This is a genomic window from Aquincola agrisoli, assembly GCF_036621135.1.
GTDB classification, from domain to species: domain Bacteria; phylum Pseudomonadota; class Gammaproteobacteria; order Burkholderiales; family Burkholderiaceae_C; genus Aquincola; species Aquincola agrisoli.
In genome coordinates this window covers 91,742-109,981 of record NZ_JAZIBG010000054.1, presented here as the reverse complement: position 1 = coordinate 109,981, position 18,240 = coordinate 91,742, and the positions used below count along the sequence as shown (strand labels likewise).

The following is an 18,240-nucleotide window of genomic DNA, read 5'->3' as shown; positions in this document are numbered from 1 at the left end:
CACAGCCTCCAGGAACGGCTACACTCCGCGTCTTTGCGCCCGTAGCTCAGTGGATAGAGTATTGGCCTCCGAAGCCAAGGGTCGCTGGTTCGATCCCAGCCGGGCGCGCCACCCCTGCCGGGGTGGGAAGGTCAAGGCCTCACTGACCCCTTGATCGACAATCGCGGCATGAACCGCCTCCGCCCCTGCGCTCCTTGCCGCCTGCTGGGGTTCACGCTGGCTGCAGCGCTCGTGATGGCAGGCTGCGCCAGCGGTCCTCGCCCCACCCAAGCCCCTGCCGCCGACAGCCCCGTGGCCGATTGGCCCGACAAGGACGGCCCCGAGGCCCAGCCGCCGCCAGGGCTGCTGGACGTGCCCGACGCCGAGCCGCGGGTCGAGGCGATCCGCACCGGCGGCCCCAACAAGCCGTACGAGGTCTTCGGTCGCGGCTACGTGCCGGTGTCGACCGACCAGCCGTTCACGCAGCGCGGGCTGGCGTCGTGGTACGGCCGCAAGTTCCACGGAAGGCCGACGGCCAGCGGCGAGATCTACAACATGTACGCGATGACGGCCGCGCACCCGACGCTGCCGATCCCCAGCTATGCACGCGTGCGCAACCCGGCCAACGGCAAAGAGGTGATCGTGCGCGTGAACGACCGCGGCCCCTTCCATGGCCGCCGCGCGATCGACCTCAGCTATACGGCGGCCCTGAAGCTCGGCGTGCTGCGGGGGGTGGCGCCCGTACACATCGAGCGGCTGACACACGACGAGATCCGTGCCGGCAGCTGGCGGCGCGATGCAGACGCAACCGATCCCGTGGCCGCCATCGGCGACGCCGCGCCCGCGCCCGCTCAGGCCACGGTGGAACCGGTGTCCGCTGCGGCTGTGCACGGGCCCACGCTGGCCGCCGCCGAATCGGCCCGCGCCGCCGTGCCGGGTGCGGTGGGCTTCTGGGTGCAGCTGGGCGCCTTCCGCGCCCACGAGGGCGCAGTGGACCTCCAGCGCCGGGCGGCCCTCGAGATGGAAGCGCTGTCGCCGCTGCTGGCCATCTTCAAGGAGGGCGTCTTGCACCGGCTGCAGGCCGGCCCCTACGAGCGGCGCGAAGAAGCCAACCAGGTGGCCCAGCGGTTGCGCGAAGCGCTGCGGCTGTCGCCGGTCATCGTGCAGCGGCGCTGACGCCGCTTCAGTCCGCGAGGCCCAGCGTCACCCGCCGGGTCCTCGCCGACTTCTTCTCGATCTTGCTCACGAACACGGCGCCGATGTCGGCGGTGTTGGCCACGTGCGTGCCGCCGCAGGGCTGCAGGTCGACGCCGTCGATCTCGACCAAGCGCACGCGGCCCTGCCCGCGCGGGGGCTGAACGCTCATGCTGCGCACCAGGCCGGGGTTGGCGTCGAGCTCGTCCTCGCCGATCCAGCGATGGCGCACGCCATGGGCCTCGGCCACCAGGCGCGCGAGACCGGCGTTCAGCCCGTCCTTGTCGAGCGGATCGGTCATGTGGAAGTCCAGCCGCGCCGAATCGGCCGTGATCGAGCAGCCGTCCACCGGATGCGGCACGAGCGCGCACAGCAGGTGCGTCGCCGTGTGGAAGCACCGGTGGCGCTGCCGGCGGACGGGGTCGATGAGCGCCCGCACGGCCTGGCCGGGCGACAGCGCCGCCAGCAGCGCCTCCTGCCCCGGCGCCGGCACGTGCAGCACGGCGCCAGCGTCGCCCTTGCGCGTATCGGCCACATGCAGCTCGCGGCCATCGGCGAGCCGCAGCACGCCGCGGTCGCCCGCCTGGCCGCCGCCTTGCGGGTAGAAGACCGTGCGGTCGAGCACGAGGCCGCCGTCGCCCAGCGCGACGACCACCGCATCGCATTCGGCGAGGGCGGCGTCCTCGCGGAACAGTTCGTCGGTCGCCATGCCGCCGCCGCTACAGGCGAACCTGCCCGTCGATGCACGCAGCGACATGGCCGCCCACCCACACGTCGGCGCCGTCGTGCTCGACGAACACGCGCCCTGCCCGACCCATCGCCGTGCCTTGCGCGGCGACGTAGCGCGCCGGTGCCAGCCCCGCGCCGATCATCCATTGCGCCACGCCCGCGTTCAGGCTGCCCGTGACCGGGTCTTCGTAGTTGCCGCCGGTGATGAAGGCACGCAGCTCGAACTGCGCGTCCTGCCCCGGTGCATGGGGGCCGACGACGCCGAGCTTCAGGTCGCCCAGCGCCGGCCAGTCCGGCTTCAGCGACAGCACCTGCGCCGCCGACCGCAGCATGACCGCGGACCAGCCGGGACCGTTGTCGCACCACTCGTGGTGGACGATGTCCGAGGCCGGGATCCGCAGCCCCGCGGCGATGGTGGCCAGCACGTCGGCCGGCAGCGGGCCCGTGCGGCGCCGCGGCGGGGCCGCGAAAGCGAGGCGCTCACCGTCGCGCCGCACACGCACCAGCCCCACCCCGCATTGCTGCACGACGTGCTCGCCGCGCGGCCGGCCGCCGGCCTGCAGCCAAGCGCGGCAACTGCCCAGCGTCGGGTGGCCGGCAAACGGCAGTTCGCCGCCCGGGGTGAAGATGCGCACGCGGTAGTCGGCCCCGGGGTCGGTCGGCGGCAACAGGAACGTGGTTTCCGAGAGGTTGGTCCAGCGCGCGAAGGCGGCCATCTCATCGTCCGACAGGCCCTGCGCGTCGTGCACCACCGCCAGCGGATTGCCGCGCAGCGCCTGCGCGGTGAAGACGTCCAATTGCGTGAAGCGACGGGCGGTACTCACTGGACTGCCCTCCGCACCGCGTGCTCCGGGACGCGCGCTGGGGAGCGGCCCGGCGCGCTCATGCCGGGCTCCCGGCGGCGGCGCCGAACAGCCGGCCGAGCGTGGCGATGCCTTGCTCGATGCGCTCGGGCGACACCGTGACGAAGCTCAGCCGCAGCGTGTTCAGTCGCGGCTTGGCGCTGTAGAACGCCGCGCCGGGCACGTAGGCCACGCCGGCCTCCACCGCCTTGGGCAGCAGCGCGAGCGCGTCGACGCCTTCCGGCAGCTCGACCCAGAAGAACATGCCGCCCTCCGGCACCTGCCAGCGGCAGCCGGCGGGCATGTGCCGCTCCAGCGCCGCGCGCATCGCATCGCGCTGCAGGCGGTAGCGCGCGCGGATGGTGGGCACGTGGCGGTCGAGGAAGCCGTCCTTGATGACCTCGTACACCACGCGCTGGTTGAAACCGGGCGTGTGCAGGTCGGCGGCCTGCTTGGCCTGCAGCAGCTTGGGGAACAAGGGCGCGGGGGCGACGACGTAGCCCAGCCGCAGCCCCGGCGCCAGCACCTTCGAGAACGACCCCATGTAGATCACCTCGTCGGGGGCGTGGGCTGCCAGCGGGCGGGCCGGCGGGGTGTCGAACCACAGGTCGCCGTAGGGGTTGTCCTCCAGCACCGGCAGGCCCAGCCGCACGCATTCGCCCATCAACGCGTCGCGCCGCGCCGCGCCGACGCAGCGGCCGCTCGGGTTCTGGAAGTTGGGCAGCATGTACAGGAAGCGCGCGCCCCGCGCCTCGCCCAGCGCGGCGGGCACCGGGCCTTCGTCGTCGCACTCGACCGCGACGAACGCCGGCTCGTACGGCGCAAACGCCTGCAGCGCGCCGAGGTACGTGGGCGATTCCACCGCGACGCGGCTGCCCGCGTCGATCAGCACCTTGCCGACCAGGTCCAGGCCCTGCTGCGAGCCGGTGGTGATCAGCACGCGGTCGGCGTCGGCCTTCATGCCCTGCGCCGACAGCTGCGCCGCCACCCACTCGCGCAGCGGGCCGAAGCCCTCGCTGGCGGCGTACTGCAGCGCCTCGCGGGGCGCCTCGGCCAGCACCCGCGCCGACGCCTCGCGCATCGCCTCGACCGGGAAGCTGTCGGCGGCGGGCAGGCCGCCGGCCAGCGACACGATGCCCGGGCGCTCGGTCACCTTGAGGATTTCACGAATGATCGACGGGTTCAGCCGCTCGGCGCGGCGGGCCAGGGTCCAGGTCATGAGAGGTCTCGCGGGTTGGCAGGGTCGTTGTCTTGGAGCATCCAGTCCACCGCCGCACGGGCGTGCAGCGTGGTGCTGTCGAACAGGGGAAAGGCATGTTGCGCCGGATCGAGCAGCAGCATGATCTCGGTGCAACCGAGGATCACGCCCTGCGCGCCGCGGGCGGCCAGGCGGTCGATCACCCCGAGGAAGGCGGCACGTGCCGGCTCGCCGACCACTCCCCGGCACAGTTCGTCGTAGATCGTCGCATGCACGCGGGCCCGGTCGGCGGCGGCCGGCACCAGCACCTCCACGCCGCTGCGCTCGCGCAGCCGATCGATCACGATGGACGGATCTTCCATCGTGAAGCGCGTGCCCAGCAGGCCGACGCAGCGCAGCCCCGCCGCGCGGATCGCCGCGCCGGTGGCGTCGGCGATGTGCAGCAGGGGCAGGCCGGCACGGGCTTCGATGTCGTCCGCCACCTTGTGCATGGTGTTGGTCGCGAGCACCAGGCCCTGCGCACCGGCCTGCCACAAGCCGGCCCCGAGCGCCCCGAGGTGCTGCGCCGCGGCGGCCCACTGGCCCTGCGACTGCCACTGCGCCACCGGGGCAAAGTCGACGCTCGCGATCCGCAGCGGGGCGCTGTGCAACCCGCCGCACCGGCGCGCGACGCCCTGGTTCAGCAGGCGGTAGTACACGGCGGTGGATTCCCAGCTCATGCCGCCAAGCAGCCCCAGGGTCCTCATCGCGGGCCTCCCACCGGCATGCGCTTGCCCACCAGGACGGTGCCGATCACCGCGAGCGCGAAGACGATCGTCACCGCATCGAGCCGCTCGCCCAGCAGCGGCACCGCCGCCACCATCGACGCGAACGGCTGCACCAACTGCACCTGGCTCACGCGCAGGGTACCGCCCATCGCCAGCCCGCGGTACCAGGCGAAGAAGCCGAGCCACATCGAGACGAGCGAGACGTAGGCGAACCCGCCCCAGGCCGCCGGCCGCGCCGCGGCGAGCGCATCCCCGTGCCGCAGCCCGATGGCCGCCACCCACGGCAGCGTGATCGGCAGGCACATCACCAGCATCCAGCAGATCACGTGCTCGCCCCGCATGCCCTGCGCCGCCAGCCGCGCCCCGCCGACGTAGCCGACCGCGGCGCTGCCGACGGCCGCCAGCAGCAGGCCGTCCGCCGGCTGCAGGCGCCCGCCGCCCTGCACCGCCGCGAAGGCGACGACCAGCGCGCAGCCCAGCAGCGTGCACCACCAGAACGCCGGCGCCGGCCGCTGGCGCAGCCACAGCGCACCCACCGCCGCCGTCGCCAGCGGCAGGAAGCCGGTGATCACCGCCGCATGGACCGCCTCGACGTGGCGCACCGCCCAGCCCGAGAACCACGGGAAGCCGAACACGACACCCGCGGCGCTCACCGCCAGCAAGGGCCACTGCGCCCCCCGCGGCCGCGGCGCACGCGTCGCGGCGAGGTACGCCACCGACAGCAAGCCGGCCAGCGCGGCCCGCCCGATGGCGACGAAGTCCGGCGGCAGCTGCGGATCGGCCGCGCCGCCGCCCGCCAGCCGGGTCATCGGAATGCTCAGCGCGAACATCAGCACCCCGGCCAGGCCGAGCCACCAACCCCGCCGCGCCGCACGGGCCGCTGCCTGCGCCGCGGCGGCCGCGGCTGCAGGCAGCACGGGGGACGTCGGGGGACACAAGGGCAGCGCGGTTCGCATGGCGGCTTCTCCTGACAAGGGGAACGCAGTCTAGGGCGCATCACCAACACAGAACCAGTACACTTCGCCAGACGATTTCAGATTCTGTATTGCCCCCAACACCAGCACAGCATGACCCCGCCCTCCACGCCCCTGGTGCCTGCGACCCTGCTGCGCGACGGCGACGCCACGCTGGCCGCCCAGCTGGCGGCGCGTTATGGCGAGCGCATCGAGCAGCAGCTGCTCGCCCCGGGCGCACGCCTGCCCTCGGTGCGCGAATGCGCGCGGCGCCACGCCGTCAGCCCCAGCACCGTCGTCGCCGCCTACGACCAGCTGGCCGCCCAGGGGCTGGTCGAAGCCCGCCCGCAGCGGGGCTTCTTCGTGCGCGGGCCGCGCACCGGCCCACGGCCGCGGCCGTCGACCTCCGCGGCTGCCGGGGCGGGACGGCCGGACGCGCCGCGCATCCGCCCGACCGACGCGCCCGCGATGATCCGCGGCATGTTCCATGGCGTGGGCCGGCCCGGCCCGGGCATGGGCACGCTGCCGCCCGACTGGCTCGACCTGCCGCTGCTGCACGGCGCCATGCGCCGCGCGATGGCCGGCGACGACAGCGCCCTGCGCTACGGCGATCCGGCGGGCGATCCGCGCTTCCGCACGGCCTTCGTGCAGCGGCTGGCCGACATCGGCATCGGGGCGACGCCCGCGCACCTGCTGACGACCATGGGCGCCACCCACGCGCTGGACATCGTCTCGCGCACGCTCACGCAGCCGGGCGACGCGGTGCTGGTGGACGAGCCCGGCTGGCCGATCGAATTCGCCCGGCTCGCGCGCCTGGGCCTGCGCGTGCTGACGGTGCCGCGCGGCGCGCAGGGCCCCGACCTCGACGTGATGCGCGCGCTGGCCGAGGCCCACCGGCCCCGCCTGTACATCACGGTGTCCGTGCTGCACAACCCGACCGGCGCCCTGCTGTCGCTGGCCGCGGCGCACCAGGTGCTCAAGCTGGCCGAGACCTTCGACTTCACCATCGTCGAGGACGACACCTACGCCTACCTCGCCCCGCCGCACGCCCCGCGCCTGTCGGCGCTGGACAACCTGCAGCGCAGCGTCTACCTCACCGGCTTCTCGAAGATCATCACGCCGAACTGGCGGGTCGGCTGCATCGCCGCCGCGCCCGCGCTGGCCGAACGCCTGATCGACACCAAGCTGCTGGGCATGCTCAGCACGCCGACGGCGCCCGAGCGGGCCCTTGCGGTGACGCTGGAGCAGGGCACGCTGCGCCGCCATGCCGAGCGCATCGGCCACCGGCTCGAAACGGCGCGCCTGCGCACGCAGCGGCTGGCGCAGGAGGCGGGCTTCCATTTCGTCGCGCCGCCGCAGGGCCTGTTCGGCTGGGTCGACGCGGGCGTCGACACCGAGCGGCTCAGCGAGGCCATGCTCGACCAGGGGTGGCTGCTCGCCCCTGGCACCCTGTTCCATGCGGTGCCGCGCCCGACGACGCTGATGCGCGTCAATTTCGCCACCTCGCAGGACGGCCGGCTCTGGGATACGCTGCAGAAGGTGCGCGCGGCGTTGTAACCACTTTCACGGTCTGTTGCTGCGCGTACCATTGGCGCCGCTGCCGTCCGGCAGCGCGCCCCCATCGTGAACTTCGAATCCACCCTGCCTTTCGGCACCCCTGACCTGATGCGGGTCAGCGACTTCCAGCGTTACCTCGATGAGCTGGTGCTCACCGAGCGTGGCGAGGGTGCGCCCGGATTCCTGGCATCGCTGAGCCCGTCGCTGATGATGGACCTGCAGCGGGTGGAGCAGAGCGGGCATGCGGCCGACGTGCTGGTGGTGCTGGCCGCCAGCCTGCGCCATGGGCATGCGCTGGCGGTGCACCTGCAGAACGGCGAACGGGTCATCCCGCTGACGGTGTTCCCCGCCCAGCAGCTGGCCCACTGCCCCGTGCCGCTCGAGGAGCTGATGAGCGGCCGCCTGGCCGACCTGTTCGTCATGCACGTGGAACCCGCGGTGATGCGGCCGCCGGGCGATTCGCAGGCTTCGCTGGTCGGCGACCTGCACCTCTACCACTCGCTGCCGCAGCTCACCTGGGATCTGGCGATGCGGGGCGCGCGCGACGAGCTGCTGCCCGAGATCGCAGGCCAGGCCGCCTACCGGATCTCGCCCGGCACCGCCCTGCACACGCTCGGGCTGAGCGGCACGCTGCTCGCGGCGGTGACGCGGCTGCAGCGCCAGTCGCTCAACCTGCGCGACCTGTCGGAGTTTCCGGGCTTCGACCGCGTGCGTGCGTCGCGCCTGCTCAACGCGCTGTACCTGCAGGCCGGCCTGATCGTCAGCCGCACGCACCCCGCGGCCGCCGGCGGCCGCTGAACCCGCGCCCCGTCAGGCCCGCGGCGCCCGCTCGAAGAGCTTGAAGGTGCCGGTGGCCAGCGCCAGCAGGTCGCCCGCGGCGTTGCGCGCCTCTCCTCGGGCGAAGCTGATCGAACGGCCCCGCCGCTCGCAGACGGCGGTACACACCACGTCCCCGTCGGACGCGGCCACGTAGTGCACGCTCAGGTCGATGGTCACCACGCCAAACTGCGCCGGTGCGTGCGAGCGCACCGCCGCCGCGAGGCAGCAGTCGAACAGGACGGCCAGCGCGCCGCCATGCACCTCGCCCCGGCTGTTGGCATGGGCGGGCGCATACGGAAGCCGCACGACGGCGCGGTCGTCGCCGATCGCCTCGCCGCGCAGGCCGAAGGTGCCTGCCAGCGGGATCGACAGGTCGAAAAGAAGGTCAGGGCTGCTCATGGCCGCCATGATGCCTTGGCCAGCGCTCAGCGCGCGCCCAGCGCCTCCCAACGCTCCAGCGCGGCCAGCAGTTCGTCGTCGATCTGGGCATAACGCGCCTGCAGCGCTGCGGCGCGCTGAGGGCCTTCGGCATAGATCGCCGGATCGGCGAGCTGCTCGGCCAGCGCCTTCTGCTCGGCCTCCAGCGCCTCGATGCGCCCGGGCAGCGCGTCGAGCTCGCGTTGCTCCTTGTAGCCCAGCTTGCGCTGCGGTGCGGCGGCCTTGGCGGCCGCGGCGGGCGCCGCCGCCGGCGCTGGGGCCGGGGCGGCCTGCACCACGGCGCGCGAGCGGTCGCGCTGCAGCAGCCAGTCCTCGATGCCGCCCTCATACTCGCGCCACAGGCCGGGGCGGCCGCCGGCGGACACGTCGCCCTCCCAGGCGATCGTGCTCGTCACCACGTTGTCGACGAAGCGCCGGTCGTGGCTCACCAGGAACACCGTGCCGCTGTACGACTGCAGCAGCTCCTCCAGCAGTTCCAGCGTGTCGATGTCGAGATCGTTGGTGGGCTCGTCGAGCACCAGCACGTTGGCCGGCAGCGCGAAGAGCCGGGCCAGCATCACCCGGTTGCGCTCGCCGCCCGACAGCGTGCGCACCGGGCTGTTGGCGCGCGCCGGCGAGAACAGGAAGTCGCTCAGGTAGCTCATCACGTGCTTGCGCTGGCCGCCGATCTCGACCCACTCGCTGCCGGGGCTGATGGTGTCGGCCAGCGTGGCGTCGAGGTTGAGCCCGGCGCGCATCTGGTCGAAGTAGGCCACCTGCAGGTTGCTGCCTCGCCGCACGCTGCCCGAGGTGGGCTGCAGTTCGCCGAGGATGAGCTTGAGCAGCGTGGTCTTGCCGCTGCCGTTGGGGCCGACCAGCGCGACCTTGTCGCCGCGCAGGATCGTGGTGCTGAAGCGGTCGATCAGCGTGCGCTCCCCGAAGCGCATCGACACGTCGCGCAGCTCCGCGACGATCTTGCCGCTGGGCGCGCCCGAGTCCAGCTCCAGCCGCACCTGGCCGAGCGACTCGCGCCGCTGGGCACGCTGGGCGCGCAGCGCCTGCAGCCGCTGCACGCGGCCCACGCTGCGGGTGCGGCGCGCCTCCACGCCCTTGCGCACCCACACCTCCTCCTGCGCCAGCAGCTTGTCGGCGCGCGCGTTGGCCAGCGCCTCGTCCTCCAGCTCGCGCGCCTTCGTCGCCTCGTAGGCGCTGAAGCGGCCGGGGTAGCTGCGCAGCACGCCGCGGTCGAGCTCGACGATGCGCGTGGCCACCGCGTCGATGAAGGCACGGTCGTGGGAGATGAGCAGCAGCGACCCGCTCCATTCGTTGAGCAGCGTCTGCAACCAGACGATGGCGTCGAGGTCCAGGTGGTTGGTGGGCTCGTCGAGCAGCAGCACGTCGGGGTGCGCGGCCAGCGCCTGCGCCAGCGCCACGCGCTTCTTCGTGCCGCCCGAGAGGGATCCGACGATGGCCTGCGGATCGAGGTGCAGGCGCTGCAGCGTCTCGTCGACGCGGCGCTCCCAGTTCCAGCCGTCGAGCGCCTCGATGCGCGTCTGGATCGCGTCGAGGTCGTCGCCCGGCTCGTGCGCCTCGTAGCGCGCCCGCAGCGCCTTGGCTTCGGCCACGCCTTCGGCGACCACGTCGAACACGCTGGCCCCGGGCGGGAAGTCGGGCTCCTGCGGCACGTAGAAGCGGCGCACGTTCTGCTGCGCCTGCAGCAGGCCGTCGTCGAGCTTCTCCAGCCCCGCCAGCACTTTCAGCAGCGAGGATTTGCCCGCGCCGTTGCGGCCGATCAGCGCGACGCGCTCACCGGCTTCCAGCGAGAAGCCCGCACCGTCGAGCAGGGGCACGTGGCCGAAGGCCAGGTGGGCGTTGGTGAGGGACAGCAGGGCCATGGCGTTCTCGCGGTACGGAAGGTGGGATCGTTCAGGCCGCCATGGCGTGCTCGCCGCCAAGCGCCTCGATCAGGTCGGGGATGAGCTGGCGCAGCTCGCCGGTGGCGATGGCGGCATCGGCCTCGAAGGCTTCGTCCTTCTCGGCCTTGGGCAGGCCTTCGAACACGCCGTCGAGGAAGGCGATCTTGCGGATCTGCATCGTGTCGCTCAGCACGAACGACACGCGGCCCTGCCAGGTCAGCGCCAGCCGCGTCGGCTGCTTGCCGTTGGCGATGTGCTGGCGCACCTCGTCGATGTCGAGCGCGTGGCGGGCGTAGCGCACCACCGACTTCATCTCGTCGGGCGACTTCAGCTCGCATTCGCGGTCGACACTGAACGCCGCGGGCGGCTCGCCGCCGGCCAGCCAGGACGACATCACCGCGGCCGGCGTCTCGGCGGTCTGCAGCAGCATCACGCCCAGGCCCTCGCAGGCCTTGACGAGCTGCGTCACCACGTCGTCGGCACGGGCGACGCTGCCGCTGTCGACGATCAGCAGGCGCTGCTGCGGGTCGATCCACACGTTGACCGCGCTGCGCTTGGTGAAGGCCATCGGCAGCAGCTCGTGCAGCGCGTCTTCCTTCAGCTCCTTCTTCTGCTTCTTGCCGGGCTTGCGGCCGGTCTGCTGCTCGATCTGGGCGGCCATTTCGTCGATGCGGCGCTTGACCACCGCGCCGGGCACCACCTTCTGCTCGACCATCAGCTTGGCCAGCCAATGGCCGTCGACCACTTCCAGCAGCGCCGCGTGGGCGGTGCCGCGCGGCTCCACCCAGCCGGCCGACACCGGCTGCGTGGCACCGCATTCGACGAAGCGTGCCTTGTCGAGTGCGTCCTCGAGCTGGGCCGCGTCGGGCGTCCATTCGGGCGCGATGCGATAGACGATCAGGTTCTTGAACACGTCGGGGAGATCCTTGGAACGGGGAACATGCGCCGCGCGCAGGCCGCGGCGACAAACCGGTGATTGTCCGCTGCCGGCGCCCCGCTCGCCGTACCCGGCCGGTTACCCGGGCAACACGCCGTGCCACCGTGGCCGGCTGCGGAACGCTCAGCCCGTGACCACCGAGGGCCACACGGCGCGGCCCTGCGTCAGGTCGTCGATGCGCGCGCGCAGCGCCTGCGCCGCCGGCTCGGGCAGCGTGAAGGCGAGCGTCACGTCCATGCCGTGCGCCACCTCGCCCAGCGTGGCACCGGCGGCGTCGAGCTCGCGGCGCAGCAGGCCTTCGAACGCGTAGGGCACCTGGCACTGCAGCGCCGCCAGCCGCTGCAGCGGCACGCGCTGCGCCGTCAGCAGCGCCTGCGCGACGGCGTCGGTGTAGGCGCGCACCAGCCCGCCGGCGCCGAGCTTCACACCGCCGAAGTAGCGCACCACGGTGGCGAGCACGCCTTCCAGTTCCTGGTGGCGCAGCACGTCGAGCATCGGGCGGCCGGCCGTGCCGCCGGGCTCGCCATCGTCGTTGGCGGCCGAATCACCGCCCGCCAGCAAGGCCCAGCACACGTGGGCGGCGCCGGGGTGCTGCACACGCAGCGCGGCCACGCGCAGCAGCGCGCCGGGCCGATCGCGCATGGGCTCGACGCAGCCGATGAAGCGGCTCTTCTTGATCAGCAGTTCGCTCGCGACCGGCGCGGCGAGCGTGAAGGCCACGGCCCGCGCCCCGTCAGGCGCGCTTCAGCACCGCGGCGTGATGCGCCACGTGGTCGGCGATGAAGGTGCTGATGAAGTAGTAGCCGTGGTCGTAGCCCGCATGGCGGCGCAGCGTCAGCGGCTGGTTGGCGGCCTTGCAGGCCAGCTCGAAGGCTTCGGGGTAGAGCTGCTCGGCCAGGAATTTGTCGGCCAGGCCCTGGTCGACCAGGATGCCTTCGGGGAACGGTGCCGCTGCCAGCTTCGACATCAGCGCGCTGGCGTCGTGGGCCTCCCACGTGCTGCGGTCGGCGCCCAGGTAGCCGCTGAAAGCCTTGTGGCCCCAGGGGCAGCGCGTGGGCGCGGCGATGGGTGCGAAGGCCGACACCGAAAGGAAGCGCCCCGGATGCCGCAGCGCCAGCGTCAGCGCGCCATGGCCGCCCATCGAGTGGCCGAAGATGCCGGCGCGCTGGCCGTCGAGCCCCAGTTCCACCGCGGCCAGCGGCAGCAGCTCGTCGACGATGTAGCTTTCCATGCGCCAGTGCGTGGCCCATGGCGCCTCGGTGGCATCGAGGTAGAAACCGGCCCCCACGCCGAAGTCCCAGGCGTCGGCCTCGCCGGGCACGTTGGCGCCGCGCGGGCTGGTGTCGGGCATCAGCAGCGCGATGCCGTGCTCGGCCGCGAAGCGCTGCGCGCCGGCCTTGATCGCGAAGGTCTCTTCATTGCAGGTGAGGCCGGCCAGGTAGGTCAGCACCGGCACCCTGCCCTGCGCGGCCTGCGGCGGCAGGTAGACGCCGAAGCGCATCGGCAGGCCGATAGCGCTGGAGTCATGCCGGTAGAAGCGCTGCTCGCCGCCGAAGCAGCCATGCGCGCTGAGGAGTTCGGGGGCGGCCATGGTCAATAGACGACGACGGAACGGATGGACTCGCCGCGCTTCATCAGGTCGAAGCCTTCGTTGATCTGCTCCAGCGTCAGGTGGTGCGTGATCAGGTCGTCGATGTTGATCTTGCCGTCCATGTACCAGTCGACGATTTTCGGCACGTCGGTGCGGCCACGGGCGCCGCCGAAGGCCGAGCCTTCCCACTTGCGGCCGGTGACGAGCTGAAACGGCCGCGTGCTGATCTCGGCACCGGCTTCCGCCACGCCGATGATGATGCTGCGGCCCCAGCCCTTGTGCGTGCACTCCAGCGCCTGGCGCATCAGCTTGGTGTTGCCGACGCATTCGAAGCTGTAGTCGGCGCCGCCGTCGGTGATCTGCACGATCGCGTCGACGACGTTCTCGGTGTCTTTCGGGTTGATGAAGTGCGTCATGCCGAACTTGCGGGCCATGGCCTCGCGCTCGGGGTTCAGGTCGACGCCGATGATCTTGTCGGCACCCACCATCTTCGCGCCCTGGATCACGTTGAGGCCGATGCCGCCGAGGCCGAACACCACCACGTTGGCGCCCGCTTCCACCTTGGCGGTGAACAGCACCGCGCCGAGGCCAGTGGTGACGCCGCAGCCGATGTAGCAGATCTTGTCGAAGGGCGCGTCGGCGCGCACCTTGGCCAGCGCGATCTCGGGCACCACGATGTAGTTGCTGAAGGTGCTGGTGCCCATGTAGTGCAGGATGGGCTGGCCGTCGATCGAGAAGCGGCTGGTCGCGTCCGGCATCAGGCCCCTGCCCTGCGTGCCGCGTATCTGCTGGCACAGGTTGGTCTTGCGCGACAGGCAGAACTTGCACTGGCGGCATTCGGGCGTGTAGAGCGGGATGACGTGGTCGTCCTTGCGCAGCGAGGTCACGCCGGGGCCCACGTCGACCACGACGCCCGCGCCTTCGTGGCCGAGGATCGCAGGGAACAGGCCTTCGGGGTCGGCGCCCGACAGCGTGTAGTAGTCGGTGTGGCAGATGCCGGTGGCCTTGACCTCGACCAGCACTTCGCCGGCGCGCGGGCCGTCGAGCGTCACCTCTTCGATGGTGAGCGGGGATCCGGCCTTCCAGGCCACGGCGGCTTTGGTCTTCATGGGCGATGCTTCGAGGAAGAGAAAAAAGAGGTTCGGCGATCAGCCGCGCGGCCTGGCCACCGCGGCTTCGAGCGCATCGGTGAAGCGCTGGGCCACGGCGTAGCCGGTCTGCTGCGTGATTTCCTGGAAGCCGGTCGGGCTGGTGACGTTGATCTCCGTCACGCAGTCGCCGATCACGTCCAGGCCGATGAAGAGCAGGCCCCGCGGCGCCAGCACGGCGCCGATGGCGCGGGCGATGTCGCGGTCGGTATCGGACAGCGGCTGGGCCACGCCCTTGCCGCCCACGGCCATGTTGCCGCGGATCTCGCTGCCCTGCGGGATGCGGGCAAGGGTGTGCGGGATGGGTTCGCCGTCGATCAGGATGATGCGCTTGTCGCCCTGCACGATCTCGGGCAGGTACTTCTGCACCATCACCGTGGTGCGGCCGTGCTGGTTGAGCGTCTCGGTGATGCTGCCGAGGTTCAGCCCGTCGGGGCCGACGCGGAAGATGCCCATGCCGCCCATGCCGTCGAGCGGCTTCAGGATGATGTCCTGGTGCTCGGCGTGGAAGTCGCGGATCGCGGCTGCATCGCGCGTCACCAGCGTGGGGCCGATGAACTGCGGGAACTCGAGGATCGCCAGCTTCTCGGGGTGGTCGCGCAGCGCACGCGGGCTGTTGAGCACACGCGCGCCTTCGCGCTCGGCTTGTTCGAGCAGGTGCGTGGCGTAGAAGTACTCGCTGTCGAAGGGCGGGTCCTTGCGCATCAGCACGGCGCTGGCGTCGGCCAGCACCAGGTCGCGCGTTGCCTCGACGGTGAACCAGTCGTCCGCATCACCGGTGAGCGACACCCGGCGTGCGCCCCGCGCCGTCACGCGCGCGCCGCGCTGCCAGGCCAGCTGGCGCTGCTCGCAGGCCCACAGCACATGGCCGCGCGCGGCAGCCTCGCGCATCATCGCGAAGGTGGTGTCCTTGTAGGTCTTGAAGACCTCGAGCGGGTCGGCGACGAAGAGCAGTTCCATGGGGCTGGCGGCCGCAAAAAACGAGCCTGTCAACGAAGGGGGCGCCAGTGTTGCACAGCCAGCGCCAGCGCGCCGGCGACCACGCCCCAGAACGCCGAGGCCACGCCCCACAGGCTGACCCCGCTGGCCGTCACCAGGAAGGTGATCAGCGCCGCCTCGCGGCTCTTGTCGTCCTTCATCGCGGTGGAGAGCCCGCCGCCGATGGTGCCCAGCAGCGCGAAGCCGGCCACGGCCAGCACCATCTCCTTCGGGAACGCGGCGATCAGCCCGACCACCGCGCCGCCGAGCAGGCCGATGGCGATGTAGAACACGCCGGCCATCACGGCCGCGGTGTAGCGGCGCGCCGGGTCTTCGTGCGCCTCGCGGCCCATGCAGATGGCCGCGGTGATGGCCGCCAGGTTGAGCGCATAGCCGCCGAAGGGCGCGAGCAGCAGTGTCGCGATGCCGGTGGTGGCGATCACCGGCGACACCGGCGTGTCGTAGCCCGCCGCACGCTGCGCCGCCACGCCGGGCAGGTTCTGCGATGCCATCGTGACGACGAAGAGCGGCAGCGCCACGCCGATCAGCGCATGTACCGAGAAGGTGGGCATCGTGAAGACCGGCGCGGCCAGCGTCCACGACACGCCGCCCAGGTGCAGCTGGCCGCGCAGGCCGGCGAGCACGAGGCCCGTCGCAAGCACGCCGGGCACCGCGTAGCGCGGCCACAGGCGCCGGCCCGCCAGGTAGGCGAGCAGCATCGCGAACACGAGCGAGAACTCGGTGCGCAGCGACAGGAACGCATCGAACGCGAAGCGCGCCAGCACACCGGCGAGCAGCGCGGCGGCCAGCGCCTGCGGGATGCGGTCCATCACCCGGCGGAACCAGCCGGTGACGCCGGCCAGCGTGATCAGCAGCGCGCAGGCGATGAAGGCCCCGATCGCCTCGCTCATCGGCAGCCCGACGCCGGCCGTGACCAGCAGCGCCGCCCCGGGGGTCGACCAGGCCGTGAGCACCGGCACCCGGTACCACAGCGACAGCCCCGCGCTGGTGAGGCCCATGCCCAGCCCCAGCGCCCACATCCACGAGGCGAGCTGCGCCGGCGTGGCGCCCAGGCTCGCCGCGGCCTGGAACACGATGACCACCGAGCTGGTGAAGCCCACCAGCACCGCCACGAAGCCCGCCACCGCCGCCGACAGCGAAAGATCTCTCAGAAAACGCACCCTGTCTCCTTGTCTTGCGCCAGCAGACACCGTGGACCCGGCTCCGCCGGTCCACTGGTGTGGCCCCCTCGGGGGGCGCGCGAAGCGCGTAGGGGGGGTCTTATATCTCTACCTTGGAGCCCAGCTCGACGATGCGATTGGCCGGCAGGTGCAGGAAGTCGGCTGCCGCCCCGGCATTGCGGTGCAGGTTGGCGAAGAGCTTCTCCCGCCACAGCACCATGCCCTGGCCCAGGCTGGGCACGATGATGTCGCGGCTGAGGAAATAGCTGGTCTCCATGTCGTCGAGCGGCACGCCGCGGCCGGCCAGCAGCTTCAGCGCCTCGGGCACGTCGGGGTCGTTTTTGAAGCCGAAGTGCACCAGCACCGACCAGCAGTCGCGGCCCAGCGGCGTGAGTTCCACGCGCTTGCCGAAGCCGATCCACGGCACCTCGTGGGTCTGCACCGAGACGAACAGGTTGTACTCGTGCAGCACCTTGTTGTGCTTCAGGTTGTGCATCAGCGCGTTGGGCACGATGGTGGGATCGGCGCTGAGGAACACCGCCGTGCCGGGCACGCGCGTGGGCGGGCTGATGAAGACCGCGTCGAGGAAACTCTTCAGGTCGATCGCCTCGTCGCGCAGCCGCTCGGCCACGAGCTGGCGGCCGCGCATCCACGTGGTCATCAACGTGAACATGCCCAGGCCGATGACGATCGGGAACCAGCCGCCGGCCAGCAGCTTCAGCATGTTGGACGCGAAGAACACCACGTCGACCAGGAAGAAGAAGCCGGTGGCCAGGATGCACAGCGGCAGCGGGTAGCGCCAGCCGTAGCGGATCACGAAGAAGGTCATCACCGTGGTGATCGTCATGTCCAGCGTGACCGCGATGCCGTAGGCGTTGGCCAGCTTCGACGAAGTGCCGAACAGGCCGACGGCCAGCACGATCAGCACGTACAGGCTCCAGTTGACGAAGGGGACGTAGATCTGCCCGGTGTCGCGCACCGAGGTGTGCTTGATGTGCATGCGCGGCAGCAGGCCCATCTGGATGGCCTGGCGCGTCACCGAGAAGGCCGCGGTGATCAGCGCCTGCGAGGCGATGACGGTGGCGCAGGTGGCCAGCAGCACCAGCGGCAGCGCGGCCCACTTCGGCGCGAGCAGGAAGAAGGGGTTGGCCGCCGCGGCGGGGTCCTGCAGCAGCAGCGCACCCTGGCCGAAGTAGTTCACCACCAGGGCCGGCATCACGCCGGCGTACCAGGCGATGCGGATCGGCTGCTTGCCGAAGTGGCCGAGGTCGGCGTAGAGGGCCTCGCCGCCGGTGATGCACAGCACCACCGCCCCCAGCGCGATGAAGGCGGTCAACGGGTTGTCGTGGATGAACGACATCGCGTACAGAGGATTCAGCGCCAGCAGGACGTGGGGGTCTTCCACGACCCTGGGCAGGCCCAGTGCCACGAGCACGACGAACCACAGCAGCATGATGGGCCCGAAGAACCTGCCTATGCCCCCGGTGCCGAAGCGCTGCACGGCAAAGAGCGCGGTGATCAGCACCAGGGTGACCGGCACGATCACCGGATGCAGCGCCGGCGCCGCGACCTCCAGGCCCTCGACCGCCGAGAGCACCGAGATCGCTGGCGTGATGACGCCGTCGCCGTAGAACACCGCGGTGCCGAACATGCCCACCAGCATCAGCGTGTGGCGCAGCGCAGGCCGCTCCCTCACCGCCGTGGTGGCCAGCGCGAGCATCGCGATCAGCCCGCCTTCGCCGTTGTTGTCGGCGCGCAGGATCAGCAGCACGTACTTGACCGAGACCACGGTGGTCATGGTCCAGAAGATCAGCGACAGGACGCCCAGCACGTTGTCGTGCGTCACCGGCACATGGCCGTGGCGGAAGACTTCCTTCAGGGCATACAGCGGGCTGGTGCCGATGTCGCCGTAGACGATGCCGAGCGCGGCGAGTGTCAGGGCGGCCAGGGCGGCCGGTGAACGGTTGGCGTTGGAAGAACCCACGAAGCGGCACCCCACCGGCGGGGGTCGGTCATCGAAAGCAGGCTATTGTG

At 71.6% G+C, this 18,240-nt stretch carries 17 protein-coding genes and 1 tRNA gene; 4 read left to right on the top strand and 14 right to left on the bottom strand.

All coding sequences use genetic code 11. The features are described 5' to 3' along the window. Nucleotides 1–35: 35 nt before the first annotated feature. Both V4F39_RS24645 and V4F39_RS24640 read left to right on the top strand, forming a co-directional pair. Nucleotides 36–111 (top strand) — tRNA-Arg (locus tag V4F39_RS24645). A 57-nt stretch (nucleotides 112–168) separates the two neighbouring features. Then, nucleotides 169–1,155, top strand: coding sequence for a septal ring lytic transglycosylase RlpA family protein (locus tag V4F39_RS24640; protein ID WP_332292804.1), 987 nt, complete (start codon nucleotides 169–171; stop codon nucleotides 1,153–1,155). Nucleotides 1,156–1,162: 7 nt separating this feature from the next. Here V4F39_RS24640 and V4F39_RS24635 read toward each other — a convergent pair whose 3' ends face one another. The 5 genes from V4F39_RS24635 to V4F39_RS24615 are packed head-to-tail and all read right to left on the bottom strand — an operon-like array spanning nucleotide 1,163 to nucleotide 5,665. After that, a complete protein-coding gene (locus tag V4F39_RS24635) occupies nucleotides 1,163–1,882 on the bottom strand; it encodes an alanyl-tRNA editing protein (RefSeq protein ID WP_332292803.1) in 720 nt (239 codons plus the stop codon). A gap of 10 nt (nucleotides 1,883–1,892) precedes the next feature. Then, entirely contained in the window at nucleotides 1,893–2,726 is an 834-nt protein-coding gene (locus V4F39_RS24630; protein ID WP_332292801.1) for a PhzF family phenazine biosynthesis protein, read from the bottom strand. Nucleotides 2,727–2,784: 58 nt separating this feature from the next. Further along, entirely contained in the window at nucleotides 2,785–3,963 is a 1,179-nt protein-coding gene (locus V4F39_RS24625; protein ID WP_332292800.1) for an aminotransferase-like domain-containing protein, read from the bottom strand. Beyond that, entirely contained in the window at nucleotides 3,960–4,688 is a 729-nt protein-coding gene (locus V4F39_RS24620; RefSeq protein WP_332292799.1) for an aspartate/glutamate racemase family protein, read from the bottom strand. The genes V4F39_RS24625 and V4F39_RS24620 overlap by 4 nt, the downstream gene beginning before the upstream one ends. Beyond that, nucleotides 4,685–5,665, bottom strand: a complete 981-nt coding sequence (locus V4F39_RS24615) for a DMT family transporter (RefSeq protein ID WP_332292798.1) — start codon at nucleotides 5,663–5,665, stop codon at nucleotides 4,685–4,687. Before V4F39_RS24615 ends, V4F39_RS24620 begins: the two co-directional genes overlap by 4 nt. Nucleotides 5,666–5,776: 111 nt before the next feature. Between V4F39_RS24615 and V4F39_RS24610 the strand changes: the two genes are divergently transcribed. Both V4F39_RS24610 and V4F39_RS24605 read left to right on the top strand, forming a co-directional pair. Continuing rightward, complete coding sequence (locus V4F39_RS24610) at nucleotides 5,777–7,219, top strand: aminotransferase-like domain-containing protein (protein ID WP_332292797.1); 1,443 nt, start codon at nucleotides 5,777–5,779, stop codon at nucleotides 7,217–7,219. A 66-nt stretch (nucleotides 7,220–7,285) separates the two neighbouring features. Continuing rightward, entirely contained in the window at nucleotides 7,286–8,017 is a 732-nt protein-coding gene (locus V4F39_RS24605; protein ID WP_332292796.1) for a hypothetical protein, read from the top strand. A gap of 12 nt (nucleotides 8,018–8,029) precedes the next feature. On the opposite strand, the gene V4F39_RS24600 is transcribed toward V4F39_RS24605, so the two are convergent. From V4F39_RS24600 to V4F39_RS24560, 9 genes are all read right to left on the bottom strand, one after another. Beyond that, entirely contained in the window at nucleotides 8,030–8,446 is a 417-nt protein-coding gene (locus tag V4F39_RS24600; RefSeq protein WP_378235097.1) for a PaaI family thioesterase, read from the bottom strand. Between the two features lie 17 nt (nucleotides 8,447–8,463). Further along, entirely contained in the window at nucleotides 8,464–10,350 is a 1,887-nt protein-coding gene (locus V4F39_RS24595; protein ID WP_332292793.1) for an ATP-binding cassette domain-containing protein, read from the bottom strand. A gap of 31 nt (nucleotides 10,351–10,381) precedes the next feature. Further along, nucleotides 10,382–11,284: a recombination-associated protein RdgC gene (locus tag V4F39_RS24590; RefSeq protein WP_332292792.1), complete on the bottom strand. Its 903-nt coding sequence runs from the start codon at nucleotides 11,282–11,284 to the stop codon at nucleotides 10,382–10,384. 147 nt (nucleotides 11,285–11,431) lie between these two features. Next, complete coding sequence (locus V4F39_RS24585; protein WP_332292790.1) at nucleotides 11,432–12,028, bottom strand: IMPACT family protein; 597 nt, start codon at nucleotides 12,026–12,028, stop codon at nucleotides 11,432–11,434. Nucleotides 12,029–12,041: 13 nt separating this feature from the next. After that, complete coding sequence (gene fghA, locus V4F39_RS24580; RefSeq protein ID WP_332292789.1) at nucleotides 12,042–12,899, bottom strand: S-formylglutathione hydrolase; 858 nt, start codon at nucleotides 12,897–12,899, stop codon at nucleotides 12,042–12,044. 2 nt (nucleotides 12,900–12,901) lie between these two features. After that, nucleotides 12,902–14,008 (bottom strand): S-(hydroxymethyl)glutathione dehydrogenase/class III alcohol dehydrogenase, encoded by a 1,107-nt coding sequence (locus V4F39_RS24575; protein ID WP_332292787.1) that lies wholly within the window; start codon nucleotides 14,006–14,008, stop codon nucleotides 12,902–12,904. Between the two features lie 39 nt (nucleotides 14,009–14,047). Then, a complete protein-coding gene (gene gshB, locus V4F39_RS24570) occupies nucleotides 14,048–15,007 on the bottom strand; it encodes a glutathione synthase (RefSeq protein WP_332292785.1) in 960 nt (319 codons plus the stop codon). Nucleotides 15,008–15,036: 29 nt separating this feature from the next. Next, on the bottom strand, nucleotides 15,037–16,206 hold the full coding sequence (locus V4F39_RS24565) for a benzoate/H(+) symporter BenE family transporter (protein ID WP_332292783.1): 1,170 nt from the start codon (nucleotides 16,204–16,206) through the stop codon (nucleotides 15,037–15,039). A 100-nt stretch (nucleotides 16,207–16,306) separates the two neighbouring features. Further along, entirely contained in the window at nucleotides 16,307–18,190 is a 1,884-nt protein-coding gene (locus tag V4F39_RS24560) for a potassium transporter Kup (protein ID WP_332292782.1), read from the bottom strand. Nucleotides 18,191–18,240: the final 50 nt, after the last annotated feature.

Coding starts and splice junctions, on each gene's coding strand:
- V4F39_RS24620 (WP_332292799.1), bottom strand. CDS start 4,688: ATGAGGACCCTGGGGCTGCTTGGCGGCATGAGCTGGGAATCCACCGCC.
- V4F39_RS24610 (WP_332292797.1), top strand. CDS start 5,777: ATGACCCCGCCCTCCACGCCCCTGGTGCCTGCGACCCTGCTGCGCGAC.
- V4F39_RS24615 (WP_332292798.1), bottom strand. CDS start 5,665: ATGCGAACCGCGCTGCCCTTGTGTCCCCCGACGTCCCCCGTGCTGCCT.
- fghA (WP_332292789.1), bottom strand. CDS start 12,899: ATGGCCGCCCCCGAACTCCTCAGCGCGCATGGCTGCTTCGGCGGCGAG.
- V4F39_RS24600 (WP_378235097.1), bottom strand. CDS start 8,446: ATGGCGGCCATGAGCAGCCCTGACCTTCTTTTCGACCTGTCGATCCCG.
- V4F39_RS24640 (WP_332292804.1), top strand. CDS start 169: ATGAACCGCCTCCGCCCCTGCGCTCCTTGCCGCCTGCTGGGGTTCACG.
- V4F39_RS24575 (WP_332292787.1), bottom strand. CDS start 14,008: ATGAAGACCAAAGCCGCCGTGGCCTGGAAGGCCGGATCCCCGCTCACC.
- V4F39_RS24625 (WP_332292800.1), bottom strand. CDS start 3,963: ATGACCTGGACCCTGGCCCGCCGCGCCGAGCGGCTGAACCCGTCGATC.
- gshB (WP_332292785.1), bottom strand. CDS start 15,007: ATGGAACTGCTCTTCGTCGCCGACCCGCTCGAGGTCTTCAAGACCTAC.
- V4F39_RS24595 (WP_332292793.1), bottom strand. CDS start 10,350: ATGGCCCTGCTGTCCCTCACCAACGCCCACCTGGCCTTCGGCCACGTG.
- V4F39_RS24635 (WP_332292803.1), bottom strand. CDS start 1,882: ATGGCGACCGACGAACTGTTCCGCGAGGACGCCGCCCTCGCCGAATGC.